The sequence below is a fragment of the Acinetobacter sp. S4397-1 genome (assembly GCF_024129285.1).
GTDB lineage: Bacteria > Pseudomonadota > Gammaproteobacteria > Pseudomonadales > Moraxellaceae > Acinetobacter > Acinetobacter lwoffii_C.
Map to the genome: position 1 here is coordinate 116,121 of NZ_JAMXXZ010000001.1, position 25,299 is coordinate 141,419.

Genomic DNA, 25,299 nt, shown 5'->3' on the forward strand with positions numbered 1-25,299 from the left:
ATCTATATAAAATTATAGGCGTACTCAGTTGGTAAGCTGTATTTTTATTGGGGATAAAAAAATAATAGGAAAATGATGGTGCGCAGATTATATCGTAAGCCAAATAAGGGGTTAATGGGGGTTGATATTAGTTCGACTTCTGTAAAGTTGTTAGAGTTATCTGTAAAAAGTGGCCGTTATTGGGTAGAAAGCTATGCACTGGTTCCTTTACCAGAAAGCAGTGTGGTTGAAAAAAATATTTTAAATCCAGAAGCGGTGGGAGATGCTCTGGCACGTGCGATTAATCTAGCCAATCTCCAATCTAATCAAGCCGCTTTTGCCATTCCAACTTCAATGGTGATTACCAAAACTATTGAAATGGACGCTGATATGTCTGATGAGGAACGGGAAATTCAGATTCGTGAAGACGCTGAACAATATATTCCCTTCCCTTTGGATGAAGCCAGTCTGGATTTTGAAGTCCTGCCGGATCGCCTCGCGAACCCAAACCGGGTCAATGTGCTCTTGGTTGCGACCCGAATCGAGAATGTTGAAACACGTTCTGAAGTGCTGCAAATCGCTGGAGTAACTCCCAAGATTGCCGATGTCGAAAGCTTTGCGCTGGAGAATGCCTTTAAGGTATTTTCAGACACCTTGCCGATGGGGGTCAATACGGTCGGTATTCTGGATATCGGACATAGCATGACCACCCTATCTGTTATGCAAAACAATAAAATCATTTATACCCGTGAACAGGTGTTCGGTGGCAAACAGCTGACTCAGGAAATCCAGAATCGTTACGGATTGTCTTTTGAGGAAGCCGGGCGTGCCAAAAAAAACCGTGCCTTGCCGGATGATTATGATGTCGAAGTATTGGAGCCGTTTCTGGATGCCGTGGTGCAACAGGCTGCGCGTTCCTTGCAGTTCTTCTTTTCATCTTCACAATTTAATGAAATTGATCATATTTTATTGGCAGGGGGGAATGCCAATATTCCGGGGCTGGCGAAATTGTTACAGCAGAAACTGGGCTACCGGGTCACCATCGCAAATCCATTTTTACAAATGGGCTTTGCTCCTCAAATCGATATTAAAAAAATTGAAAATGATGCGTCCTCACTCATGATTGCATGCGGTTTGGCATTGAGGAGTTTTGATTAATGGCAAGAATTAACCTACTTCCTTGGCGTGATGAGCTAAGAGTTAAAAGAAATAATGAATTTGTGGCAATTTGTGTGGGGGCACTTTTTCTGGGGTTAGCAGCAGCAGGATCGACCTGGTTTTACTATGACCATAAGCTGCAGGATCAGGAGCAGGCCAATCAGCTAATTGTCAGTACGAACCAAAATCTGGATGTGCAGCTGAAGGCTCTGGAGGGCTTGCAAGAACAGCGTAATGCCATTGTGGAACGCATGAAGCTGATTCAGGGCTTACAGACCCAGCGCCCAATTGCGGTGCATCTGATTGATGAGATTGTACGGGTCACTCCAAGCAATATGTACATTACCAAATTTCAGCGTAGTGGCGATAAATTTACCATTGAAGGTAAAGCTGAAAGCCCAAATACGGTTGCAGAATTATTACGTAATCTGGAAGCTTCCTCCTGGTACCGGAATGCGTTTATGAATGCGTTTCTGGTGGCAGAAGCCTCAAAAGAAAAAGCGCCTAGTTCGGTTATTCCACGTGTGGAAGAATCCTATGGAAGTTTTACGGTAACGGTTGATCTGGATCAGATTAATCAGCCTGTTCTGACCGAAGAACAACAGCCAGTTAGTCCTGCAGCGGGAGCATCATCATGAGTAATCAAGAATTTGATGAGTTCAGCCAAGAGACAGTGGCTGTTCCTAGAAAAAAAATGACGGTTGAAAAGTTCTTTCAGCAGTTTAATACCCTGGACCCGAATAATTACGGTAGCTGGCCTTTATCGGTCAAGATTAGCTGCTGGATTTTTATTATCGTCCTGATTTTTATGCTGGTGTATTTTATTGTGATTCGCAGCACCATTGAATCGATTTCGCAGGCCAATGCACAGGAACAGAACCTGCTCAATGAGTTCCGTGAAAAAGAGTCTAAATTGCGTAATTTGCAGCAGTATCAGATTCAGTTACAGGAAATGGAAGCACGTTTTAACCAGCAGTTAGAACAGTTGCCTAAAGAAACTGAAATTCCGGGGCTGGTCGAAGATATTAACCTGAGTGGAGTGAACTCTGGTTTAAAATTCAAAAATATTCGTCTGGAGCCTGAAGTTAAGCAAGAGTTCTTTATTGAACAGCCCATCGCTATTGAGGCCACTGGGGACTATCACGCATTTGGTTCTTTTGTCAGCAGCATTGCCGGTCTATCCCGGATTGTAACGCTGCATGATTTCACTATCAGCGGTACTGAAAGCCAGGAAAAGAAATCTGAAATTCCTGTGATTGACTATATCGTTAAAGCCAAGACTTATCGTTATGTTGGGAGTAGTGATGATGCCTCATCCCCAACGAATAACGCCAGTACCACGGGGGCTCAATAATGAATATCATTAAAATGACATCGGCCTTGACCCTTGGTTTTTTACTGGCAGGCTGTGAATCCAGAATTGATCTGGTCAATCAGGAAATGGCCAATATTCGTAATCAGCCGCCTTTACCGATTGAGCCTGCGCCAGACTTTATGCCTGTAGAAACGTTTAATTATGCAGCCCATTCACTGAAAAGCCCTTTTTTACCAAGCTCACTGGCAGCTGAACTAAAAATTATGGCCGGTAAGCGGGTTTATCCAAATTTATCACGTCAATTACAGCCATTGGAAAGTTATCCGCTGGAAACCTTGAGCATGAAAGGGACGATGAGAAATCAGGCAGGACAGATTCTGGCTCTGATGCAAACTCCGGATGGTGAAATTGAGCGGATACAGCGGGGCAGTTATATGGGGCTGAATCATGGCCGGGTGGTTAATATTACACCCACCCAGATTGACTTGATTGAGATTATTCCAGATGGCCGTGAGGGGTATGTGGAACGACCACGAAGTCTGGTTCTGATCGGACCAGCGCCATAAGTTTTAAGGAATAAAAATGAATAAGAGTATGAAAGAATTTATTTTTGGGGATGCTAATACAATGACTCATGTGTTTCGTCAGTTTTCAATGGGGGCTGTAGCGATTGCGGTCATGCAGGCAGCAAGCGCACAGGTGGCCTTGACCAATGTGGTCGCAATGCAGATTCCTGGACAAGGTACAGAAATTCGGGTCATGTTCAATGGTTTGCCACCGCAACCACAAGCGTATCAGTTGGAATCTCCTTCCCGGCTCATTCTGGATTTTGATCAGGCCCAGCAAAACCTTAAACAGGCCCATATTCCGGTCGCTACAGCTGAAGCTAATTCCGTGGATGTCAGCTCGGATGCTGAGCGTGCGCGCTTGACAGTGAACCTGGCCAAAGCAGGGGCGTTCACCACGCGCACTGAAGGTAACACCTTTATTCTTAAAATTAATTCGGCCAGCTCGCTAGCAACTGTACAGCCGGTTATAGAACAACAGAAAGTGGCTCAAGGCATTAGCAATATCAGTTTCCAGCGTGGTTCCCAAGGTGAAGGCCAGGTGGTGATTGATCTGGCCGGCAGTAATACCCCGGTAGATGTACAGCAGCAGGGCACTAAAGTCATTGTCCGCACTCTTGGAAGCAAGATTCCTGCGCATTTAACGCGTCGCTTGAATGTGAATGATTTCGCTACGCCTGTGTCGACAGTAGATGCTGTTAACCAGAATGGCAGTGGTGTTATTACCATCCAGCCAGGTGAAAGTTATGAATATATGGCCTATCAGACAGATAACCGGCTGACGATCAGCCTGAAGCGCCCTGAAGCCAAAAGTCCGCTACGTCCCAAAGAAATGACTTATACAGGCAAGAAAATCTCGCTCGATTTCCAGGATATTGAGGTACGTCGTGTGCTCCAGCTGCTGGCTGATTTTACCGATATCAATATGGTCGCAGCTGATAGTGTGCAGGGAAATATTACCTTGCGCTTGAAAGATGTGCCTTGGGATCAGGCGCTGGACATTGTACTGAAAACCAAAAATCTGGACAAGCGCCGTAATGGCAATGTCATCTGGATTGCACCGGTTACTGAATTGATCAAAGCTGAGGAAGAAGAGGCCAAAGCCTTAGCGCAAAGCGTAAAACTGGCACCGATTCAAACGGAATATATGCAGCTCAGTTATGCTAAAGCAGCAGAAATTGAAAAACTGATTACACAAAATAAAGGGTCATCCAATTCAGGCAGCTCAACTGGGAGCAACAATAATGATGATAAGGAAAGTTTATTAAGTTCACGTGGTTCTGTTTCTATTGATGCCCGTACCAATACTTTAATTGTCAATGATACTCAGGCTTTTATTGACAAAATTCGTAACCTGGTTGATCTGCTGGATGTACAAGTCAAGCAGGTGATGGTGGAGGCGCGCATCGTACGGGCCACGACTGACTTTACCAAAGAAATGGGCGTGAAGTGGGGTATTCTGTCACAGGGGATTACTAATAATAATCACCTGCTGGTGGGCGGGAGCGATACTACAATATGGGATCTTAGAGAACCTGAACTCGATAGTGAAACTGGTCGCTGGACTTATGATATTCAACGACCAGATAACCTGAATGTAGACCTGGGAGTCACCAGCCCTGGTGCCAGCCGGATTGCTTTTGGCCTAATCAGTTTATCTGACTTTATGCTTGACCTTGAGCTTTCTGCCTTGCAGGCTGACGGTTATGGCGAAGTTATCTCGACGCCTAAAGTCATGACTGCAGACAAGCAAAAAGCGATAGTTACGTCCGGTTCGCAGATTCCTTATCAGTCTGCAGAAGGGGGCGGTGCGAATGCGGTTTCAACTACCGAGTTTATTGATGCAACCTTAAGTCTGGATGTAACCCCAAGTATTACCCCAGATGGTAAGGTTCAAATGGAACTGAATATCACCAGTGACTCTCCAGGAAACCCGACGCCAACAGGCCAGTTAACGATCAACAAAAATCAGATCAATACCAATGTATTGGTCGGTGATGGAGAAACAGTAGTACTGGGCGGTATTTTTGAGCAGGAAACCCGTAATGCACAAACCAAGGTTCCATTCCTGGGAGATATTCCGTATTTAGGGCGTTTATTCCGTAAAGATTTGAAATCGGACAACAAGCGCGAGCTGCTGATTTTTGTTACACCTCGAATTGTTAATGACAGTGTTTCAAGAAATCATTAATATATTTTGAATTTAACAAAATGAATAGGTGACTCCTTGCCAAGCAAAGAGTTTGAAACCCTGCCAAATATCTATTTGGTAGGGCCGATGGGGGCCGGTAAAACAACAGTAGGACGACATCTGGCGGAATTGTTAGGACGTGAATTTCTGGATAGTGATCATGAAATTGAGCGGAAAACAGGTGCTACGATTCCTTGGATCTTTGAAAAAGAGGGTGAACAAGGGTTTCGAAGTCGTGAAACTGTGGTCATTGATGAGTTAACCTCAAGGCCACAACTGGTACTTGCAACCGGTGGTGGCGCAATTACCCAAGCCCCAAATCGAAATTATCTGAAACAGCGCGGAATCGTTGTTTATCTTTATACTCCAGTTGAAATTCAGCTACAACGTACCTATCGCGATAAAAACCGCCCACTCCTTCAGGTCGAAAATCCGGAACAGAAGCTACGTGACTTACTGGCGGTCCGTGATCCGTTATATCGTGAAGTGGCAGATTATATTATTGAGACCAATCAAGGCGCTGCACGCGACTTGGCGCAGCGGATTTTACATCTCATTCTTTCCAAAAAATAAGTTTAGTTGAATAAAGTGGTTCCATCATGCAAACCTTATACGTAGAACTCGGTGATCGTCGTTATCCAATCTATATTGGCAGTCAGCTCGATCCTCAGCAATTACTTGCGCCTTATCTTCATGGCAAACAGGTGATGATTGTGAGCAATGCAACGATTGCACCACTTTATCTTCAGCATTATCAGGCAGCCCTCGAACAGTTAGGTAAAACGGTGGCTACCTGTATTTTGCCTGATGGTGAAAAATACAAAAACATTGAACACCTGAACCTGATTTTTGATGCCTTGCTGGAAGCTGGATTTAACCGCGATTGTACCGTCTTGGCATTGGGAGGGGGGGTGATCGGTGATATGGCCGGTTTTGCTTCGGCCTGTTTCCAGCGCGGGGTCTATTTTGTTCAGGTACCGACCACCTTGCTGTCTCAGGTAGACTCTAGTGTGGGGGGGAAAACCGGGATCAACCATCCGCTGGGTAAAAATATGATTGGCGCTTTCCAGCAGCCTCAGGTGGTACTCGCGGATATGTCTCAACTGAAGACCTTGCCGGCGCGTGAACTGTCTGCCGGACTGGCTGAAGTGATTAAATATGCGCTCTTGGGTGATGAGTCATTTTTAGTATGGCTTGAGCAGCATATGGAAGCCTTGGTGGCTGGTGATGCCGTATTGCTGGCCGAAGCCGTCTATCGGTCATGTGCACATAAAGCACGTATTGTGGCCAATGATGAGAAAGAGCAGGGTGAGCGTGCGCTCCTGAATCTTGGCCATACTTTTGGTCATGCCATTGAATCTTATCTGGGCTATGGTGAATGGCTGCATGGCGAGGCTGTGGCAACTGGTATGGTTATGGCGGCTGATCTGTCACAGCGCATGGGATGGATTTCAGCAGCAGATCTGCAGCGTACAAAAAAAATCATTTCTCGTGCCAAACTACCAATCGTTTGTCCTAAAATTCCTCTGGATGAGTTTCTGGCCTATATGGCCCATGATAAGAAAGTCTTAAATGGCCAGTTACGTCTGGTATTATTGAAACAGCTCGGACATGCCGTGATTACCCGCGACTTCGATGTCGAGTTAATGAAACAGGCAATTTTAGCCAATCAGGCACAGGTTTAAATTGATATGGCAGCATTAGGTACCCCTTGGCAAAAGATTCAGCATTATTTCTGGCTGGTCTGTGGCATATGCTGCCTGCTTGCTGCGCTGATCTTTTGGTCTATGACTGATTCTGAGGAGCTGGTAGAGATCCAAAAGCAGCCAAAATCTGAAGAAGAAGTTCAGATTCAGCCCGAAAAGGTGGCTTCTATGACTCATCTTGGTGCATTGCAGGATGAAGTCAAACCTTTAGACCTAAATACACGTATTGTGGTGACAGCAAGCCATGAACCTGAGTTTCGTGGCAGTAAATATATCAGTGAAAACAAAAAACAGTATGCTATTGAACTGTTTCGGGTAGGGCAGGAAGCCATTCTCAAAAGCTTTCTTAAAAAACAGAGCGACCGTAAGCCTTTCACTTATGTGCGTGTTTCGGGTGAGAATCAGCCTGAACAGTTCGTATTGCTGTATGGTTTATATAAAACAGCCAATGAAGCGAACCAGGCCTTATCAAGCCTAAACCTCAGTCTACCAAAATCGGTGCAACCTGAAGTTGTACAGATGCAGCGTTATGCCGGCCTGGTGGATGGACTGGGATCGGAAGAGCTGAACAGTAATCAAAAGCTGTACGAGATTCGCCTGAAAAATGTGCCTTTACCGAGAGTAGAGGAATCCATCCGACCCAAAAATGATGCATCACCGACAACTTCAGCTGGCTCTGGTACTGCAACAACCAGTACAACCGTTGTTCGCCGTGACGAATCTGGCAAGGTGGTCGATGTGAAAAAATCAGAAAGTGCCGTCGAGAATGCGCCACGCCCAGAAACCAATCCACGTCCTCAACCGCAGGAAAACGAGATTCGTGATCCCTTTAACTAATCCGGTCTAAAATAGCGCACCAAGCGATGACAAGAATCAAAAATGAACATTTTTGGTGCGAAAAATATATAGCTTTGTCTTCTTTCTCATAAGTCATTCTAGAGCACTTTTATCAATCACTTTTTGATCAAGACCAGGGACATTTCCTGCTTGCAGGAGAGGTTGAGGGAGAGGTGCTTATACCACCCTCATTCTCTTGCGGTGCATGCTCCTCCTCCCACAGAGAATATCTATTTAAACATGTGAATCGGCTCATTATTGTTTTATGGATAGCAAAAATATAGTAATTATTTGTTTTTAATGAATTTTTAATTTATATCTTAAAAATTGGTATGCAATTTGCTTTCTTGCTGGGTGAGTGAAATGAATCTCCCTGTTTTGGCATGACGATCATTGAATAACTGGGTGCTATAGTCATATTTCTGGCTCTTTTTTATATCATGTATCAGCAAAATGAATTTTATTTTTCTTATATTCGGTTTAAAAAGGAGAGTAGAGGAAAGATAAGAGAGCCTGAATATTGCTGTAAAGAGGCTATTTTCCAGATCAGACCGGACGCCATCACATAGAAGAGTTTAGATTGTTTAATCGCCTATTGGCTTCGTGAGAAAGAAGGGTACGCTATGCACATGCCATCGCCTAATACTGTAGCTCCCGCTCAAGGTTTATATCAGCCGGATGAGTTTAAAGATAACTGTGGTTTCGGTTTAATCGCCCATATGCAGGGTGAGGCCAGCCATGATCTGGTCAAGACCGCGATGCATAGTCTGAGCTGCATGACCCACCGTGGGGGGATTGCCGCAGATGGCAAGACTGGAGATGGCTGTGGTTTGCTGTTGGCGATGCCTAAACAGTTCTTTCGTGAAGAAGCAAAAAAACTTAGTGATATCACGCTCAGTGAAATATTTGCTGTCGGTACGGTGTTCTTAAGCCTGGATCCTGCAATTGCAGCACATGCTAAAAAGATTCTCAGCAAAGAAATTGAGGCAGAAGGCTGCCGCGTGCTGGCCTGGCGTGTGGTTCCAACCAATAATCAGGCGCTGGGTGAAATTGCCCTGCAGTCTTTGCCTGCATTTGAGCAGGTTATGGTCAATTGCCCGATGGGGGTGACGGAGGTTGAGTTCAACCGCAAACTGTTCTTGGCGCGTCGTCGTGCAGAGCAGCAGTTGAGTCATGATACCGCATTTTATGTGACCACCTTGTGTTCCAGCGTCATTAGCTATAAAGGCTTGATGATGCCTGCTTATATTGCAGAGTTCTATCTTGACCTTGCTGATGAGCGTTTGGCCTCTCATATTGTGGTGTTCCACCAGCGTTTCTCGACCAATACTTTACCGCGCTGGCCTCTGGCACAGCCCTTCCGTTATCTTGCCCATAATGGTGAAATTAATACCATTACTGCCAACCGTAACTGGGCAATGGCGCGGACCCCGAAATTCGAAAATCCGCTCTTACCGGGTCTAACTGATCTGACACCGATTGTAAACCGCACTGGTTCAGACTCTTCAAGCCTCGACAACATGCTGGAGATTCTGGTCGGTGGTGGCATGGATCTGTTCCGCGCCCTGCGCATGCTGGTGCCACCTGCCTGGCAGAACGTGGAAACTTTAGATGCCGATCTGCGTGCATTTTATGAATTCAACTCAAAACACATGGAAGCCTGGGATGGTCCGGCTGGTCTGGTCATTCAGGATGGCCGTCACGCGATCTGTATGCTGGATCGTAATGGTTTGCGCCCTGCACGTTGGGTGATCACCAAAAATGGCTATATTACCCTAGCCTCTGAAATCGGGGTTTGGGGCTATGAGCCTGAAGATGTGATTTCTAAAGGTCGGGTTGGTCCGGGGCAAATTCTGGTGATTGATACTTTTACCGGAAAAATGCTCGATACCAGAGATGTCAGCAATCACCTGAAAAAAATGCGTCCTTACCGTGAGTGGCTGCGTGAAAACTCAGTGCGTGTGCAGGGTAGTCCCGAACTGGAAGAATATCTATGTGATCAGGGCCTAAAAGGCGAAGAGCTTAAAGCTGCACAGAAAATGTTCATGGTGACTTTTGAAGAGCGCGATCAACTGCTTCGTCCTATTGCAGAAAGCGGTCAGGAAGCTGTCGGTTCAATGGGGGATGATACGCCAATGGCAGTGTTGTCTCGTCAAGTACGTCATGTATCGGATTACTTCCGCCAGCAGTTTGCGCAGGTGACCAATCCACCCATCGACCCATTACGTGAATCTATAGTCATGTCCTTGGAAACCTGTTTGGGGCGTGAGCAAAATGTGTTTGAGCAAGGCCCTGAACATGCAGATCGCTTGATTATCTCCAGTCCGGTGCTTTCAAATTCGAAAATGCATCAGATTCGTACGCTGGGTCGTACAGGCTATGAAATTGCAGATATCGACCTGAACTATGCTGAAGGTGAGGGTCTGGCCGCCGCCATCACCCGTATCTGTGAAGAGTCTGCGCGAGCAGTTCGTAATGGTAAAACCTTGTTGCTGCTTTCGGATAAAAAAATCCGTCCCGGTTTTCTGCCTGCGAATGCTTTGATGGCCACAGGCGCTGTCCATCATCATTTAATCAATGCCGGTTTACGTACCGATGCCAACATTATTGTCGAAACTGGCTTGGCACGTGATCCGCATCAATTTGCCGTGCTGTTAGGCTTTGGCGCGACTGCCATTTATCCCTACCTTGCCTATGATGTGATCAATGACCTGATTGCCAAAGGCGAGCTATTAGGCGACCCTCTGCATGCACAGGCCAATTTCCGTAAAGGGATTGAAAAAGGCTTGTTAAAAGTCCTGTCTAAAATGGGAATTTCAACAGTTGCCTCTTATCGCGGCGGTCAGCTATTTGAAGCAGTAGGCCTGTCAGATGAAGTGGTACACACCTGCTTTACCGGTGTGCCTAGCCGGATTCAAGGTGCCACATTTATAGACCTCGAAAATGATCAGAAAAAACTGGCGGACATGGCCTGGAAATCACGTAAGCCAATCGATCAGGGTGGTTTGCTGAAATTTGTTTTTAACAAGGAATATCATGCCTTTAATCCGGATGTGATTAACTCGCTGCATAAAGCTGTACGTTCGGGCAATTATGCGGATTTTAAAGCCTATGCTGAATTGGTGAATAACCGCCCAGTGGCAACCATTCGTGATTTATTTAAACTCAAAACCGAGCATTCCATTGCGTTGGATGAAGTGGAATCCATCGAAGAGATCCTGCCACGTTTTGACTCTGCCGGTATGTCTTTGGGAGCCTTGTCTCCTGAAGCACATGAAGCGATTGCGATTGCCATGAACACCATTGGCGGGCGTTCCAATTCAGGCGAAGGGGGTGAAGATCCGGCGCGTTACGGCACCCTCCGTAACTCGAAAATCAAGCAGATTGCCTCAGGCCGTTTTGGGGTGACCCCTGCTTACTTAACTTCAGCAGAAGTATTGCAGATTAAGGTCGCGCAAGGGGCAAAGCCGGGTGAAGGCGGTCAGTTGCCGGGAGGGAAAGTAAACGGTTTAATCGCCCGTTTACGTTATTCCGTACCGGGGGTGACACTGATTTCGCCGCCGCCGCATCATGACATTTATTCTATTGAAGACTTGTCACAACTGATCTTTGACCTGAAACAGGTCAATCCTCAAGCCATGGTATCGGTGAAGCTGGTCTCTGAACCGGGAGTTGGCACGATTGCAGCCGGTGTCGCCAAAGCCTATGCCGATTTCATTACCATTTCCGGTTATGACGGCGGTACAGCAGCCTCGCCATTATCTTCCATTCATCATGCCGGTTCACCCTGGGAATTGGGCCTGGCTGAGGCACATCAAGCGCTACGTGTTAATGATTTGCGTGGCAAAGTGCGCGTACAAACCGATGGCGGCTTAAAAACCGGTCTGGATGTGGTGAAAGCTGCGATTCTGGGTGCAGAAAGCTTTGGTTTTGGTTCCACCCCGATGATCGCCTTGGGGTGTAAGTACCTGCGTATTTGCCATCTGAATAACTGTGCAACCGGTGTGGCGACACAGCAGGATCATTTGCGTCAGCAACACTATATGGGTGAACCTGAAATGCTGATCAACTTTTTCAGGTTTATTGCAGAAGAAACCCGGGACTGGTTGGCAGCACTGGGTGTGGCCCGCTTAAAAGACCTGATTGGCCGCACCGACCTGCTGGAAGTGTTGCCGGGTGAAACCGATAAACATGCGCACCTTGATCTCAGTGCATTACTGGAGTCGCATCCTGCGGCTGAAGATAAGGCACAATATTGTCAGGTTCAGGGCAATGCGCCGTTTGATAAAGGCATTCTGGCCGAGAAAATGATTGCCGAGATGTTGCCAGCCATTGAGGCAGCCACAGGCGGTGAATATCACTTTAGGGTGGTGAACTGTGACCGCTCGATTGGTGCACGTGTCTCCGGTGAAATTGCGCGTCGTTATGGTAATTTAAGTATGGAATCCCATCCGGTTAAAGTGAATTTAACCGGTACCGCTGGTCAATCGCTCGGAGTGTGGAATGCAGGGGGCTTGCATATTCGCCTGGAGGGGGATGCCAACGACTATGTCGGCAAAGGCATGGCAGGGGGGCGTATTGCCATCTTCCCACCGAAAGGTTCACCCTTTCAAACACAAAATACCGCGATTATTGGCAATACCTGCTTATATGGCGCAACAGGTGGAAAACTCTTTGCTGCGGGTACAGCGGGTGAACGCTTTGCCGTGCGTAACTCAGGGGCCTTTGCGGTTATTGAAGGTGCCGGGGATCACTGCTGTGAATATATGACGGGTGGGATTGTGACGGTGCTGGGGAAAGTGGGGCATAACTTTGGGGCGGGCATGACCGGTGGTTTTGCTTATGTACTGGATCTGGATAACGACTTTGTTGACCATTACAACCACGAGTTAATCGAATTAAACCGTATTTCTACAGAAGCGATGGAAGAACATCAGGAATTCTTGCTGCGTATTTTAGATGAATATATTGAAGAGACAGGCAGTGCCTGGGGCTACAAAATTCGCCATGAGTTTGATTATTACAGCCGTAAATTCTGGTTGGTAAAACCCAAAGCGGCTAATTTACAAACCCTGTTGAAAACCACCAAAGCTGATCCACAATAATTCCACGACGAACAGATTGATAGGCAGGTAGGACGGAAAGACATAAACCGGCCGCACCTCGCCACGGAGAGAGACATGGCAGAGCGCCTAAACAATGACTTTCAATTCCTGGATGTCGCACGCCAAGATCCAGAGAAAAAAGATCTCACTGTCCGCAAAGCAGAGTTTGTGGAAATTTATAAACCGTTTACTGCGGAAATTGCAGCCAACCAGACCCACCGTTGCTTGGGCTGTGGTAATCCATATTGTGAATGGAAATGTCCGGTACATAACTATATTCCCAACTGGTTAAAGCTGATTGCAGAAGGGCGTATTTTCCAGGCAGCAGAATTATGTCATCAGACCAACACCTTGCCAGAAGTGTGTGGCCGTGTCTGCCCGCAAGACCGTTTATGTGAAGGGGCATGCACTTTAAATGATGGCTTTGGTGCGGTGACGATTGGCAATGCCGAAAAATACATTAACGATACCGCCTTTGCCTTGGGCTGGCGTCCCGATATGTCACAAGTAAAATGGACCGATAAAAAAGTGGCCATTATCGGTGCCGGTCCTGCCGGTCTGGGCTGTGCCGATATTCTGGTACGCAATGGGGTAAAACCGGTGGTATTCGACAAGCGTCCTGAAATTGGCGGTCTGTTAACCTTCGGTATCCCAGAATTCAAGATGGAAAAAGATGTCATGAAACGTCGCCGTGAAATTTTTACCGGCATGGGCGTGGAATTTCGTTTGAATACCGACATTGGGAACGATATTACCATTGACCAGCTGCTTGCCGACTATGAAGCGGTGTTTATGGGGATGGGCACTTATACCTACATGAAGGGTGGCTTTGCTGGTGAAGAGCTGAATGGCGTGTATGATGCGCTGGATTTTCTGATTGCCAACGTGAATCGTTGCCAGGGCTGGGAAAAAGATGCTGCGGAATACATCAGTGTAGAAGGTCAAAAGGTGATTGTGCTGGGTGGTGGTGACACGGCGATGGACTGTAACCGTACTTCTGTGCGTCAGGGGGCTGAATCGGTGGTTTGTGCCTACCGCCGTGATGAAGACAATATGCCGGGTTCACGTCGTGAAGTGAAAAATGCACGTGAAGAAGGGGTGGAATTCATATTTAACCGTCAACCTATCGAGATTGTCGGTGAAAATGGCAAAGTCACTGGTGTGAAGTTTGTCACCACGCAACTGGGCGAGCCAGACAGCCGTGGCCGTCGCAGTCCGGAACCGGTCCCGGGTTCAGAAGCAATCTTGCCTGCGGATGCTGTCTTGCTGGCCTTTGGTTTCCGTGCCAGCCCGGCAGACTGGTTTGGTGGGGTAGACATCCGGCTGGATGGTTCAGGCCGTGTACTTGCTGCTGAACATCAGCCATACAAATTCCAGACCTCACATCCAAAAATCTTTGCCGGTGGCGATATGGTTCGTGGTTCTGATCTGGTGGTGACTGCGATCTGGGAGGGGCGTCAGGCTGCGGAAGGAATTCTGGATTATCTGGGAGTTTAATCCAGTTTAAAGTGATGAAGCTTATGAAAGAAAACCTGCCTGGGCAGGTTTTCTTGGTAATTGAAACAGTTACACCTGTAAATATTTTTTTTTTGGAAAATGTACAGGGGCAAACACGGTTTAAAACAAAATAAAAATATTTTAAAACTGCTCTTTTGGGCCTTTTTGCTAGTCAACTTAGCATTTTCGCCATAGGGAAATAGGGCGGCTGTTCACATACTGTTCAATACTTGACCAGGACAGGAACAATAACATGACTCAAGTGGCAACCCCTAAAGCCTATCAGCATCGTCCTCAGGCGATTGGTATTACAGTACGCAGACTGCAATTTAATCCGGGCGCTATCTCCAGATATTACTTTGCCAATTCTCCAGTCATGTCACACCTGTTGACTGCTTTATCTTCGACCTTCCCGTTAGGCGAGCAATTCTTTGTGCATAGCGTGCGCAATGTGCGTGATCAGGTGAAGGATGAAAAACTACAGGCTCAAATTGCAGCATTTATTGGGCAAGAAGCGATGCATTCCAAAGCACATAGCGAATTTAATGCAGCTTGGCGCCGTGATGACTATAATCTGGATCGCTTTCAGGCCTGGCTGGCCCGCAAGAACCATTATGTAAAAAGTCTGCCTCCCAAATATCAGCTGGCGATTACCTGTGCATTTGAACATTTTACTGCCTTGTTGGGCGGCTATATTTTACGCCATCCTGAGGTTCTAAGTACCTTAGATGAAGATGCGTTAAAACTCTGGGTCTGGCATGCAATTGAAGAAATTGAACATCGCGCAGTTGCTTTTGATGTTTATCAGCATGTTTATGCAGATGATCGGGTACGCCGTCAGATGATGCGCAGTGTCACCACCGGCTTTGCCAGTCTGACTTTTTATTCAGCCAGCCGTTTATTTTTGCAGGACAAGAAAAATAGTGTGTATAAAGTGGGCGGGAATCTATTTGGCCTGTATTTACTGTTGAAAATGGTGATTCAGCTTGCACCTGAATACCTGGCCTATTATCGAAAGGATTTTCATCCTTCTGGTATCGATTACAGTCAGCAACTGGATTACTGGAAAGAGTATCTGGCAGAAAACTTCCAGTAAAACTGTTTAAAAGGAGAATTTTCCTACAAATCAAGTGGTGCGGGTGATGGCAGTCTCCAGTCAGTAAAAAGACCTCAGCTCCTATAAAAATTATAAAAAGTAACAAAACTTTAGAAAAAGATGTTTAAAATCAAATTAATTATCTAAAGATAAATAAAGAATTGAGGATAAAACATCATGCGTCTCATAAAACAATCGTTTATCGTCTTGATGCTGGCGGGCACCTTAACCCTCAGCGGCTGTGGTTATAATACTTTACAAGTGAAAGATGAAGCAGTCACTGCGGCCTGGTCAGAAGTACAAAACCAGTACCAGCGCCGTGCCGATCTGGTACCGAATCTGGTTAACGTGGTTAAAGGCTATGCCAAGCATGAAGAACAGGTGCTGACTGAAGTCACTCAGGCGCGTGCCAATGTCGCAGGGCTGAAGGTGGACAAGGAGGTACTGGAAGACCCGGCTTTATTCCAGAAATATCAGGAAGCGCAAGCTCAGATGACCAGCGCATTATCGCGGTTAATTGCCGTGTCTGAAAACTATCCTGACCTGAAAGCCAATGAACAGTTCCGTGATTTGCAGGTGCAACTGGAAGGCACAGAAAACCGTATTGCCGTGGCGCGTAACCGTTATATCACCACGGTTCAAGACTTTAATGCCTATTCACGCCAGTTCCCGCAGGTGATGACCGCCAAAGTGATTGGCATGGATACCAAACCGAACTTCAGTGCCGAGCAAAGTGCACAGCAAGCGCCAACCGTATCATTTGACTAAGACTCGTCCTGAGTAATTGAGCAATCTAAGGTGACTGCGATGATGTATATGCGTGCTGCACAGATGGGTACAGTGCTCTTTCTCAGTCTGATGTTGAGTCTGATGAATAGCGCCTGGAGCGAAACGGCCACCGCAACAGCCAGCGAAGACCTGATGGTGGCACGTGAAATTTTGCAGCGTCCAGCTGAAAAACCTGCAGCGCAGAATCCAGCCACGACCACTATGCAGCAGCCACAGATTGCCAATGATATGGCAGAAGGGCAGATCCAGCGTGATCTGCCGAGTATGAATGAACCGGTCATTGATCAAGCCAATGTGTTAACCGCGGCAGAAAAGCAGCGTATTAGCCAGCGAATCTTGAGTCTCTATCAGGCAGGAAAAGCGCAAATTGGTGTGGTGATTGTGCCCACCACCGGACAGGAAGACATCTTCGGCTATTCCATGCGGGTGGCAGAGCGCTGGCAATTGGGTTCTAAAGAACACGATAATGGTTTATTGATGACAGTTGCGCTGAATGACCGCCGGATTCAGATTTTGACTGGCTACGGGCTTGAGGGCGTATTACCGGATATTATCGCCAACCGGATTATCAACCAAACAATCACCCCATATTTTAAACAGGGCCAGTATGCGCAAGGGATTGATGCCGGCATCGCTGAGATTGAGCGTATTTTAAATCTGGATCCTGAAGTTGCTGCGCAGGCAGCAGCTGAACTCAAAGCGCGTCAGGAACAGGCCTTACAAGCACAAAAGGCCAGTCAGGCGACCTTGGGCAGTGTAGTATTTATTGTGATCGCGGGTGTTATCGGTTCCATGATTTTTGGCAGAAAACTTAGTGCTGCGACTGCCGCAGTTGCAGGCACAGCTGCCGGTCTGGTCAATGGTATGGGCTTAGTGGCCAGTTTAATGATTGGTGCCGGGGTGTTTTTTTTATTGGTCACCTCGCTTGCGCAGCTGATTTTGCATGCCTTTATGGCCGGAGGCGGTGGTGGCCGCAGTGGCAGTGGACGCGGTGGTTTTGGTGGCGGCGGCTTCGGCGGAGGCGGTGGTGGTTTTGGCGGGGGAGGAGCATCAGGCTCATGGTAACGACTACAGATACAACAGAGATTGTCACGCAGCCTAAGCTGGAACAGTCTGTTCAGCCGAGTTTTAAGCGCTGGCTCAAGCATTTTTTCTATATGCCGGCCACCAAGCGTTTTTTTTCCAAGCAGGATCAGCATGCGATTGCGCTGGCAGTTGAAGAAGCCGAACATGGCCATGTCGGAGAGATTCAGGTGGTGATTGAAGGCTGTTTGCCTTCCCGATCTGCTTATTATCAAGATACGCTTTGTCGCGCCAGACAACTCTTTGCTGAGCTGGGTGTCTGGGACACTGAATATAATAGTGGTGTGTTGCTGTACCTTAACTTATGTGAGCGTAAGGTGGAAATTGTAATTGATCGGGGAATTCGGCAAGCCACGACCCAGGAAATCTGGAATGAGATTTGCCAGTCGATTATTCAGAATCTCGCCCAGCAGCAATATAAACACGGGGTAATTGAGGGAGTTCAACAGATTGGACAGGTGTTAGACCAGTATTATGACCGAAAAATAGCAGATGTAGAAAATGAGCTGGGGAATAAGCCAATTATTCTAGGTTGATGTTGTAAATATGTGACAATAAGTGTCACTTTTTTACATAAAAATACATTAAGAAAATCAATTGAAAATTTTTTATCGTTAAATGGCTGTTTTTTATTTAAATATATTTATAATAGAAGTTGGCATGTTTAATGCTATATACAAAACAGCTTATAAAGCTCATAAAAAATTAACAAAACATTTGTGGAGAATGTTATGAATACAGTACAAAAGGGTTTTACCCTTATTGAATTAATGATTGTTGTAGCAATTATCGGTATTTTGGCTGCAATTGCGATTCCTGCTTACCAAGACTACATTACTCGTGCACAAGTGTCTGAAGCTGTAACTCTAGGGGGTGGTTTAAAGGCACCTTTAGCTGAATACGGTGCAGATAAAAATGAATGGCCAACTCTAGTTGATAATGCACCTGGCACAACTCCAGTAGCTGGTGAATTACCTGCAACTCTTCAAGGTAAGTATTCTGAAGTAACATCTACAGATGCAGCTACTATTGGTGCTTATCCAGAGGGTACTCTTGTAATTGAAATGAAAGAGGGTAAAGCCTCTGCGGCAAATGCGAATGAATTAACTTATACTACTGTTAATGGTGGTTCTTCTTGGGCTTGTGGTAATTCATTGTTAACTGATGGTACTCAAGGTGCAGGTACTACAATTGATGCGAAATACTTACCAAATGCATGTAAGCCTTAATAGTTAAGTATTTATTAAAAAAGACCTTTCGAGGTCTTTTTTTTCTATCAAATTATCATGTAGGGGGTATTGGGATGAATTGGAAACAGCGTTTTTCAGCGATGGCTGTACATAGTCTATTCTCATTGGTCTTATTGTCGTTTGCTTTGTTTTTAGTGTTTTATTTTTGGTATCCTGCACCCTTAGATCAGGCGATGGGGGTAACGAATGTATTTTGGATTATCTTGGTGATAGATTTAATCCTAGGCCCCTTACTCACCTTTTCAGTATTTAATCCAAAGAAAAAAGAATTAAAAATTGATTTATTAATTATTATTACAATTCAATTTTCTGCATATTTTTATGGCTTGTATATAGTGGCGCAAGGCCGCCCAGTTTTTCAGGTGTTTGTGGTAGATGATATTGAGTTAGTGCGAAAAATTGATTTAAAATATCCATCAGGTATAGAAGTTGATAAAGCTTATTATTCACATATTTTTTCAAAACCACAATGGATAAGTGCTGTTTATTCATCTAATCCTGAGATTTCGAAGCAACAAAAACAAGATGAAATGTTCGGAAATAGCTTGGCAAGTCGTCCAGAAACTTATCAACCAATAGAGTTAAGAAATCAAGAAATTTTGGCAAAATTAAAACCCCTTAAAAAACTAAGTGCATTTAATACGCAAGCTAGTATGGACCAGAAGCTTTTACCTTATCGAGATAAAAATATTGTTGGGTATCTGCCTGTTAAGGGGTTAGATAGTGATTTGACTGCATTATTTGATAATAAGGGGAAGCCAATCGCTATCGTCGACCTCCGCCCCTGGAATTAACTTATATTTGAAAGATCAAACAAAAAGCAGATTATCCTTTAATCTGCTTTTTGTTTATCATGAGCAAAATTTCTTTTTCTTAAAAGTTCACATGAAATTCCTGCTGGTGCTGCTCGCAGCTGTTTTTATCTCCCTCGCTTGGCTCATGCCCATTCATTACCGTCCTTGGGTGACTTATACGGGCGAACTGTATACCTTCTTGGCATTATTCGCTATTGCAGCAGTTTGTCTAAAAGAAAAATTAAAAATTCCGGTCGTTAGCCTGCCTCTACTGCTTCTTGCTGGCGTATCTTTTATTCAGCTACTCACAGGACAGGTATTTTTCTTTAGCATCGCCATGATGGGCTTTATCTTTGTCTTTAGCTTTTGGCTCACAAGTGTGTTGGGTTATCACCTTTCAACCGGGAACTATAGCCGAGAAGACACCTTCACCAATCTGAGCTATGTGTTTCTGGCTTCGGGTACTGTCACAGGTATTATTGCCATTTGCCAATGGACCAATCTGGATGCAACTTTACCGGGTATGGTCAATATTAGTGGCACACAGCGGCCCTATGCTAATTTTGCCCAGCCAAACAATATGGCGACGTTTCTAGTCATGGCATTAATGAGCTGCCTTTATCTGTATGAAAAGAAAAAAATCCAGACCAAATGGCTCTTTGCATGTGCGGTAATTATTGTCATGGGTGTGGCTTTAAGCCAGTCACGTACTGCATGGGTGGCTGCGATTGCGATTATGCTGTATCTGGCGTTCTACCAGTATAAAGATATTATCCGCCTGAAATGGTATTACAGTATTGCTTGGTTCATCTTCTTTGTTGTCTGTATTGTGGCTTTCCCATGGCTCAGTCAACTTGCTGCTCAGGCGATAGATGCGAATGTTGTGCAAAGTCGCGATGTAGTAGCACGTGCCACCGGAGATATGTCACGCCTCGCGATCTGGCATCAAATGTTGTCTGCGATTCAAGCACAGCCATGGTTTGGCTATGGCTGGTATCAGAGCAGTGTGGCTTTTGTCTCGATTAGCGATACCGTACAAGGTCCAGTCTGGATTCGCAGTGCACATAATTTTATTTTGGACTTTTTGCTCTGGAATGGACTGGTCATTGGTCTGCCATTTTTAGCCTATTTCGGTTATTTGGGTTATCAGCTACAACGTTGGGTCAGCACACCAGAGTCTGTCATCGGGATCTTGATGATCGGGGCTTTTGTCACCCATGCCATGTTTGAGTTTCCACAGCACTATGCCTATTTCCTGTTGCCTGTCGGTTTTATTCTGGGTACGGTTCTGGCCCAACATCCACAAATTAAAATAATAGTTATGCCATCAATCGGCCTGAAATTCATTTTTGTTTTCGGATTAATTTTACTGACCGTGATTTATCGTGATTATGATACCGTGGTTCCAAAATTGAGCCAAAGTATCCGCTATGAAAAACAGCCTGAGAACATCACCAATCAGCAACCTGTTTATCTGCTGAGTGAGTTTAATCACCGTATTGACTGGATTCGACTCAATCCTTATAGCAAAGCGTCTGCTGAGCAGATTATGCAAGGCGAGCAGATGGTACTAAGTTATCCGACTAAATACAATCTGCTGAAATATGCCAAACTTTTGGCGTTTAATGGGAAAGAAAAAGAGGCACGGCAGCAGCTGAATCGTTTAAACGTCATTCAAAAAACCGAAGTCAGTTATGAGGAACTGATTCAGGAGATGCCGAAATAAAGTCAATAAAAAGCCAGCAGTTGTTTAATGCTGTTCCATAGTTAAAGTGATGAGGCTTTAAGTGACGAGGGTGTGGCAGGGATGCCACACATTACCCATCACGACAGGACGTCGTGTATGGGTAATAAAAGACTTTTGCCTACTTTGGGTCTTTCTAAAGTAGGGTGTTGTCTGTACAAATCCATTTGAAATTTTAAAGGAAAGATGAGGCTGTGTAATATTTAAATATAAATATGAATAAATATCATATATTTAAAAAAGCTCTCGAATTGTTTCTGATACTTCATGCAATTCAAACGAGAGCCTAATTAAAATTGTGGGACAGCAGTGGCATCTGCTGGCTTTTTTATTAGCTTACTTTAAGCTTAGAGCTGGCTCTGAATATAGTTTTCAGTACCAATATGTTCAATCAGGTCTAACTGAGTGGTGGTCCAGTCCAGATATTCCTCTTCTTTGTCTAGAATATCCTTCAGTAAGTCACGGGTTACATAGTCCATTTGCGTTTCAGCCAGCGCGACGGTCTGCTGAATGGTTTCAATATTTTCTTTGACCTTGCGTACATCACACTGCAAGACTTCTTGGGTATGCTGGCCAATATACAACTTGCCCAGATGCTGTAAATTTGGTAAGCCTTCTAAAAATAAAATACGCTCAATAATCTTGTCAGCATGTTTCATTTGACGAATCGATTCTTTATATTCTGCCGAACCGAGTTGCTCAATACCCCAATCATTAAACATGCGTGAATGCAGAAAATACTGGTTAATGGCAGTGAGGTGGTGATACAACACCTGATTGAGCTGATTAATCACATCACGATTGCCTTTCATCGTATAACTCCATTTAAAACCTGATTGGTTTTCTAAGTAAAAAGTTGTTTTATAGGATATTAAAACATGTTTCAGCAAAATGGTGAGTAATTTATAGAACAGCAAATGAAAATCGCAATCAAGTACAGCTGCAGCGAATGACTCACAATAAAAACCCGCCAGAGTCAGAGGCGGGGGAGGAAATGATGTTAAATCATTTATTTTACTTCTTATTCTTATCTTTATCGGGTTTAGGCAGCCACCGCCAAACGGGCTGCAAGCTGGGAAACTTCATCACTGATGATCATGCGTGCTTCTGGAGCGCAGCGTCCACAACAAGTACCTAAATCAAGCATATCGCGCACGTCACGATAACTTTCTGCACCATTTGCAATAGCATCTTTAATGTCTTGATCTGTAATGCCACGGCATAGACAAACATACATAGGATACAACCACAGTGAATAAATAAGATAAGTAATATTATTGATAATTGTTATCGTTTGTCAATAAAAATCATTTGAAAAAGTATTTATTATGATTGGTGATTTAAATAAAGATAATATAAGTAAGCGGAAATCTGAATGCAATTAGATTTCCGCTCAAGCATAAGACCTTATGAAGAATAATGGCCTTAAAAAGTTAGTTTTTTTAATAAATTATTGATTAATAACTACTATTCCATCCATCTCAACCAAAGCATCTTTGGGTAAGCTGGCTACACCTAAAGCGGCGCGTGCAGGGTAGGGCTGGGCAAAATATTCGCCCATGATCTGGTTAACCAGCTGGAAATGAGACAGATCAGTTAAAAAGATATTCAGTTTAACAATATCCGCCAGCGAGCCACCCGCAGCTTCACACACTGCTTTTAAGTTATCAAATACGCGGCGAATTTGTGCTTCAATACCTTCAACCAGTTCCATACTGTATGGGTCCAGACCGATTTGGCCGGATAGATAAAGCGTATCTCCAGCAAGAATGGCTTGTGAGTAGGTGCCAATCGCAGCAGGGGCATTTTCAGTATGGATCACTTGGCGGGACATCAATTTCTCCTTTTATCATCAAGATACATCATAGTAGATCAATTCAACTGGCAAAAGCATTATCGTTTTAAGTGATTAACTTGCTTTAGACGTTTCGGCAATCTTGAGGGGATGTTCCAGACGGCTGACGCGAGGGAAACCAAAATGCATGCGCAGTTCACGAATAATCTGGGCAATGTGCTTGCGGTTATGCACTACGACATTGACATAGGTTTTATCTTCGTAAGTCCGTACCATTTCGACCCCAGATTTGGCTTTACGGCACTGGTAAATCAGGTCAGAAATCTGCTCGTCATTCATCGCCAGATCAATCTTTAAATAGGCGGTAAAGTTGACATCCTCCAGATCATCCGAGGTCCATTGCAAGAGCATAATATTTTCAGGATGCTGGTTTTGCTCATGCAGCAGGTTATGGCAGCGTAAACGATGCACAATCAGGCCACGCCGGGTAAGGTGTCCCTGAATCGGATCGCCCAGAACCGGATTGCAGCAATGGGCATATTTGACATCCACACCTTCAGTTCCCTTAATCAGACGAGTCGAGCTGTTGGCTTCCTGTTGCTGGTCTTGAGAGAACAGGTGATTGGCGACCAGTTGCGGTAATAAGTCCCCGACCGCAATCTGTTCAAAAAACTGCTCTTTACTGACCACATGGCGCCATTGCAGCAGATTGTGCCAGTCTGCCTCGGTCAAATCACCGACAGAGCGCTGGAATAATTTTAATGCACGACTTAAAGCCTGCTGACCGACCAGACGCTGTTCGTCTATATCCTGATCACGCAGAATATTCTGAATGGCACGACGGGCTTTTTGGGTGTTAATAAAGCTGAGCCAGTCGGGGTTTGGGGTTGCCAGCACATCGGTAATAATTTCGACCACCTGACCGCTAGAGAGTGGTGTGGAAAGCGGTTTAGTATCTCCATTAATTTTGGCACCAATGGCATGGTTGCCCAAGAAAAGACTGGCAGCATAGGCAAAATCAACCGCGGTCGCGCCTTGGGGTAATTCATGCAGATGCCCATGCGGAGTATAGACCCAGATTTTTTCCTGATGCAGATAATCCAGTAATTCACTAAAGGTGGTTTTGGCACATTCACCATCAATTAGACCATTCAGGTTTTGCATGGAGGCCTGAATGGCAGAGCGACAGGCTTGTGGTGCATTTTCACCCAGAACTACGCCAAAGCGTGCAGCCTTGCGCATCAACTCGGTTTGAATAGTGAGCGACAAGGTGGTCTTTTCACCTTTCAGACGCATCAGCAGTGACTGGTTGCCGCCAGGTAGTGGACGGCGGATATGATCTTCATAATGCAGGACCTGGAAGTTTTCTCGTAGAATGTCTGCCAGGCGGTCACAGTCGGCAATACTTTGTAAAATAATTTCAAAGGCGTGGCTATGAGTCAGTTCTTGTAAGTCAATATCGTTTTTGACGAAGTGACGCAGTAGCTCGATATTGTTGTTTTTCTTTTTAATACGACCATGAATGTGATGCTGTTGCAGCAGTTCGGCCAGATTGACTTCCCAGATGCTCTGATATTCACAGCGTTTCGGTTTGGTCTGTAATAATGCATCCTGAACATTATTAAACATATCCAAATCGAGATTCTGATAGCACAGGTGTTCCAGATTGTCGGCCATTTCGTTCATGCCGACAATACGCGCCATCGGCACAAAAATATCAAAGGTTTCCTGTGCAATCCGCATGCGTTTATCTGGCCGCAATGACTCTAAAGTGGTCATGTTGTGATAACGGTCAGCAAGTTTAATAATAATGACACGTGGATCTTGTAAGGTGGCTTGCAGAATTTTTCTAAAAGAAGCAGCTTTATTATATTCTTTATCGCTGGAATGACTCAGTTTGGTGACGCCATCTACCAACTCTGCAACGGTACGGCCAAATTTCTCGCTAATGTCATCTTTGTTAAAGTCAGTATCTTCAATAACATCATGCAGCAGGGCGGCCATCAGGGTTTCAGTATCCAGCCGCATATGAGCCAAAATACAGCTTACCGCAATCGGGTGCAGAATATAGGGTTCGCCGCTTTTACGGGTAATGCCTTCATGGGCCAGATCTGCATAATCACAAGCCGCAAGCACACGCTCGACTTCGCTTTCATTTAAATACGCGTCGATAATGATATGTAATTGTTGCTTGGCTTGACTGACCTGTGGCCCTGGCATAAAACACCTTTTAAACTGGATTTTCTTACAAACAAAAAACTGAAAGCTCTAATGAAATCGAAATCATAAAGCTTGTCAATTTTTTTCATGCTTAAAAGCAGAAAACCGGGACAAACTCGGGAGCTAACTGTTAAGTTATAACCGTTCTAGCATAAATATAAAAGCCAGAAAACA

The 25,299-nt window shown here is 45.1% G+C and carries 21 protein-coding genes; 17 read left to right on the forward strand and 4 right to left on the reverse strand.

The genetic code is table 11. The features are described from left to right. Positions 1 to 78 precede the first annotated feature (78 nt). From NI467_RS00550 to NI467_RS00630, 17 genes are all read left to right on the forward strand, one after another. Positions 79 to 1,137 carry a pilus assembly protein PilM gene (locus NI467_RS00550; protein ID WP_151205179.1) on the forward strand — a complete coding sequence of 353 codons (1,059 nt, stop codon included), beginning with the start codon at positions 79 to 81 and terminating at the stop codon, positions 1,135 to 1,137. Continuing rightward, on the forward strand, positions 1,137 to 1,775 hold the full coding sequence (locus NI467_RS00555) for a PilN domain-containing protein (RefSeq protein WP_151205180.1): 639 nt from the start codon (positions 1,137 to 1,139) through the stop codon (positions 1,773 to 1,775). The genes NI467_RS00550 and NI467_RS00555 overlap by 1 nt, the downstream gene beginning before the upstream one ends. Beyond that, complete coding sequence (locus NI467_RS00560; protein ID WP_253150327.1) at positions 1,772 to 2,491, forward strand: type 4a pilus biogenesis protein PilO; 720 nt, start codon at positions 1,772 to 1,774, stop codon at positions 2,489 to 2,491. The genes NI467_RS00555 and NI467_RS00560 overlap by 4 nt, the downstream gene beginning before the upstream one ends. After that, a complete protein-coding gene (locus tag NI467_RS00565; RefSeq protein ID WP_151205182.1) occupies positions 2,491 to 3,018 on the forward strand; it encodes a pilus assembly protein PilP in 528 nt (175 codons plus the stop codon). The genes NI467_RS00560 and NI467_RS00565 overlap by 1 nt, the downstream gene beginning before the upstream one ends. 16 nt (positions 3,019 to 3,034) lie before the next feature. After that, entirely contained in the window at positions 3,035 to 5,209 is a 2,175-nt protein-coding gene (gene pilQ / locus NI467_RS00570; RefSeq protein WP_253150329.1) for a type IV pilus secretin PilQ family protein, read from the forward strand. A 36-nt stretch (positions 5,210 to 5,245) separates the two neighbouring features. Beyond that, the gene (gene aroK, locus NI467_RS00575) at positions 5,246 to 5,782 is read left to right on the forward strand and encodes a shikimate kinase AroK (protein WP_151205184.1); all 537 of its coding nucleotides are present in this window, start codon (positions 5,246 to 5,248) and stop codon (positions 5,780 to 5,782) included. A 26-nt stretch (positions 5,783 to 5,808) separates the two neighbouring features. Beyond that, entirely contained in the window at positions 5,809 to 6,894 is a 1,086-nt protein-coding gene (gene aroB, locus NI467_RS00580) for a 3-dehydroquinate synthase (RefSeq protein ID WP_151205185.1), read from the forward strand. A 6-nt stretch (positions 6,895 to 6,900) separates the two neighbouring features. Further along, the gene (locus NI467_RS00585; protein ID WP_151205186.1) at positions 6,901 to 7,752 is read left to right on the forward strand and encodes a hypothetical protein; all 852 of its coding nucleotides are present in this window, start codon (positions 6,901 to 6,903) and stop codon (positions 7,750 to 7,752) included. A gap of 629 nt (positions 7,753 to 8,381) precedes the next feature. Then, positions 8,382 to 12,857, forward strand: a complete 4,476-nt coding sequence (gltB, locus tag NI467_RS00590) for a glutamate synthase large subunit (RefSeq protein WP_253150331.1) — start codon at positions 8,382 to 8,384, stop codon at positions 12,855 to 12,857. 75 nt (positions 12,858 to 12,932) lie between these two features. Further along, positions 12,933 to 14,354 (forward strand): FAD-dependent oxidoreductase, encoded by a 1,422-nt coding sequence (locus NI467_RS00595; RefSeq protein ID WP_253150333.1) that lies wholly within the window; start codon positions 12,933 to 12,935, stop codon positions 14,352 to 14,354. Positions 14,355 to 14,607: 253 nt separating this feature from the next. Beyond that, a complete protein-coding gene (locus tag NI467_RS00600; protein ID WP_253150335.1) occupies positions 14,608 to 15,450 on the forward strand; it encodes a metal-dependent hydrolase in 843 nt (280 codons plus the stop codon). A 177-nt stretch (positions 15,451 to 15,627) separates the two neighbouring features. Further along, positions 15,628 to 16,218, forward strand: a complete 591-nt coding sequence (locus tag NI467_RS00605) for a LemA family protein (RefSeq protein WP_174660338.1) — start codon at positions 15,628 to 15,630, stop codon at positions 16,216 to 16,218. A gap of 63 nt (positions 16,219 to 16,281) precedes the next feature. Beyond that, complete coding sequence (locus NI467_RS00610; protein WP_374982188.1) at positions 16,282 to 17,304, forward strand: TPM domain-containing protein; 1,023 nt, start codon at positions 16,282 to 16,284, stop codon at positions 17,302 to 17,304. Beyond that, positions 17,298 to 17,858 (forward strand): TPM domain-containing protein, encoded by a 561-nt coding sequence (locus NI467_RS00615; RefSeq protein WP_253150339.1) that lies wholly within the window; start codon positions 17,298 to 17,300, stop codon positions 17,856 to 17,858. Before NI467_RS00610 ends, NI467_RS00615 begins: the two co-directional genes overlap by 7 nt. Positions 17,859 to 18,053: 195 nt before the next feature. Beyond that, on the forward strand, positions 18,054 to 18,551 hold the full coding sequence (locus NI467_RS00620; protein ID WP_253150341.1) for a pilin: 498 nt from the start codon (positions 18,054 to 18,056) through the stop codon (positions 18,549 to 18,551). Between the two features lie 74 nt (positions 18,552 to 18,625). Continuing rightward, a complete protein-coding gene (gene tfpZ, locus NI467_RS00625) occupies positions 18,626 to 19,366 on the forward strand; it encodes a TfpX/TfpZ family type IV pilin accessory protein (RefSeq protein WP_253150343.1) in 741 nt (246 codons plus the stop codon). A gap of 91 nt (positions 19,367 to 19,457) precedes the next feature. Further along, the gene (locus NI467_RS00630; protein ID WP_253150345.1) at positions 19,458 to 21,092 is read left to right on the forward strand and encodes a PglL family O-oligosaccharyltransferase; all 1,635 of its coding nucleotides are present in this window, start codon (positions 19,458 to 19,460) and stop codon (positions 21,090 to 21,092) included. 365 nt (positions 21,093 to 21,457) lie between these two features. Here NI467_RS00630 and bfr read toward each other — a convergent pair whose 3' ends face one another. The 4 genes from bfr to NI467_RS00650 all read right to left on the reverse strand — a co-directional run bounded on the left by bfr (position 21,458) and on the right by NI467_RS00650 (position 25,125). Further along, entirely contained in the window at positions 21,458 to 21,922 is a 465-nt protein-coding gene (gene bfr / locus NI467_RS00635) for a bacterioferritin (protein ID WP_253150347.1), read from the reverse strand. A 230-nt stretch (positions 21,923 to 22,152) separates the two neighbouring features. Then, positions 22,153 to 22,347 carry a bacterioferritin-associated ferredoxin gene (locus NI467_RS00640; protein ID WP_174660323.1) on the reverse strand — a complete coding sequence of 65 codons (195 nt, stop codon included), beginning with the start codon at positions 22,345 to 22,347 and terminating at the stop codon, positions 22,153 to 22,155. 213 nt (positions 22,348 to 22,560) lie between these two features. Then, the gene (locus NI467_RS00645) at positions 22,561 to 22,944 is read right to left on the reverse strand and encodes a RidA family protein (protein WP_151204622.1); all 384 of its coding nucleotides are present in this window, start codon (positions 22,942 to 22,944) and stop codon (positions 22,561 to 22,563) included. A 75-nt stretch (positions 22,945 to 23,019) separates the two neighbouring features. After that, positions 23,020 to 25,125: a bifunctional (p)ppGpp synthetase/guanosine-3',5'-bis(diphosphate) 3'-pyrophosphohydrolase gene (locus NI467_RS00650; RefSeq protein WP_253150349.1), complete on the reverse strand. Its 2,106-nt coding sequence runs from the start codon at positions 25,123 to 25,125 to the stop codon at positions 23,020 to 23,022. Positions 25,126 to 25,299: the final 174 nt, after the last annotated feature.

Excerpts from the sequence above, each read along its gene's own strand:
- pilQ (WP_253150329.1), top strand. The coding sequence starts at position 3,035 with ATGAATAAGAGTATGAAAGAATTTATTTTTGGGGATGCTAATACAATG.
- NI467_RS00630 (WP_253150345.1), top strand. The coding sequence starts at position 19,458 with ATGAAATTCCTGCTGGTGCTGCTCGCAGCTGTTTTTATCTCCCTCGCT.
- NI467_RS00615 (WP_253150339.1), top strand. The coding sequence starts at position 17,298 with ATGGTAACGACTACAGATACAACAGAGATTGTCACGCAGCCTAAGCTG.
- NI467_RS00555 (WP_151205180.1), top strand. The coding sequence starts at position 1,137 with ATGGCAAGAATTAACCTACTTCCTTGGCGTGATGAGCTAAGAGTTAAA.
- NI467_RS00560 (WP_253150327.1), top strand. The coding sequence starts at position 1,772 with ATGAGTAATCAAGAATTTGATGAGTTCAGCCAAGAGACAGTGGCTGTT.
- NI467_RS00605 (WP_174660338.1), top strand. The coding sequence starts at position 15,628 with ATGCGTCTCATAAAACAATCGTTTATCGTCTTGATGCTGGCGGGCACC.
- NI467_RS00620 (WP_253150341.1), top strand. The coding sequence starts at position 18,054 with ATGAATACAGTACAAAAGGGTTTTACCCTTATTGAATTAATGATTGTT.
- bfr (WP_253150347.1), bottom strand. The coding sequence starts at position 21,922 with ATGAAAGGCAATCGTGATGTGATTAATCAGCTCAATCAGGTGTTGTAT.
- NI467_RS00610 (WP_374982188.1), top strand. The coding sequence starts at position 16,282 with ATGGGTACAGTGCTCTTTCTCAGTCTGATGTTGAGTCTGATGAATAGC.
- tfpZ (WP_253150343.1), top strand. The coding sequence starts at position 18,626 with ATGAATTGGAAACAGCGTTTTTCAGCGATGGCTGTACATAGTCTATTC.
- NI467_RS00595 (WP_253150333.1), top strand. The coding sequence starts at position 12,933 with ATGGCAGAGCGCCTAAACAATGACTTTCAATTCCTGGATGTCGCACGC.
- NI467_RS00650 (WP_253150349.1), bottom strand. The coding sequence starts at position 25,125 with ATGCCAGGGCCACAGGTCAGTCAAGCCAAGCAACAATTACATATCATT.
- NI467_RS00645 (WP_151204622.1), bottom strand. The coding sequence starts at position 22,944 with ATGTCCCGCCAAGTGATCCATACTGAAAATGCCCCTGCTGCGATTGGC.
- aroB (WP_151205185.1), top strand. The coding sequence starts at position 5,809 with ATGCAAACCTTATACGTAGAACTCGGTGATCGTCGTTATCCAATCTAT.
- NI467_RS00565 (WP_151205182.1), top strand. The coding sequence starts at position 2,491 with ATGAATATCATTAAAATGACATCGGCCTTGACCCTTGGTTTTTTACTG.
- gltB (WP_253150331.1), top strand. The coding sequence starts at position 8,382 with ATGCCATCGCCTAATACTGTAGCTCCCGCTCAAGGTTTATATCAGCCG.
- NI467_RS00585 (WP_151205186.1), top strand. The coding sequence starts at position 6,901 with ATGGCAGCATTAGGTACCCCTTGGCAAAAGATTCAGCATTATTTCTGG.
- NI467_RS00640 (WP_174660323.1), bottom strand. The coding sequence starts at position 22,347 with ATGTATGTTTGTCTATGCCGTGGCATTACAGATCAAGACATTAAAGAT.
- NI467_RS00600 (WP_253150335.1), top strand. The coding sequence starts at position 14,608 with ATGACTCAAGTGGCAACCCCTAAAGCCTATCAGCATCGTCCTCAGGCG.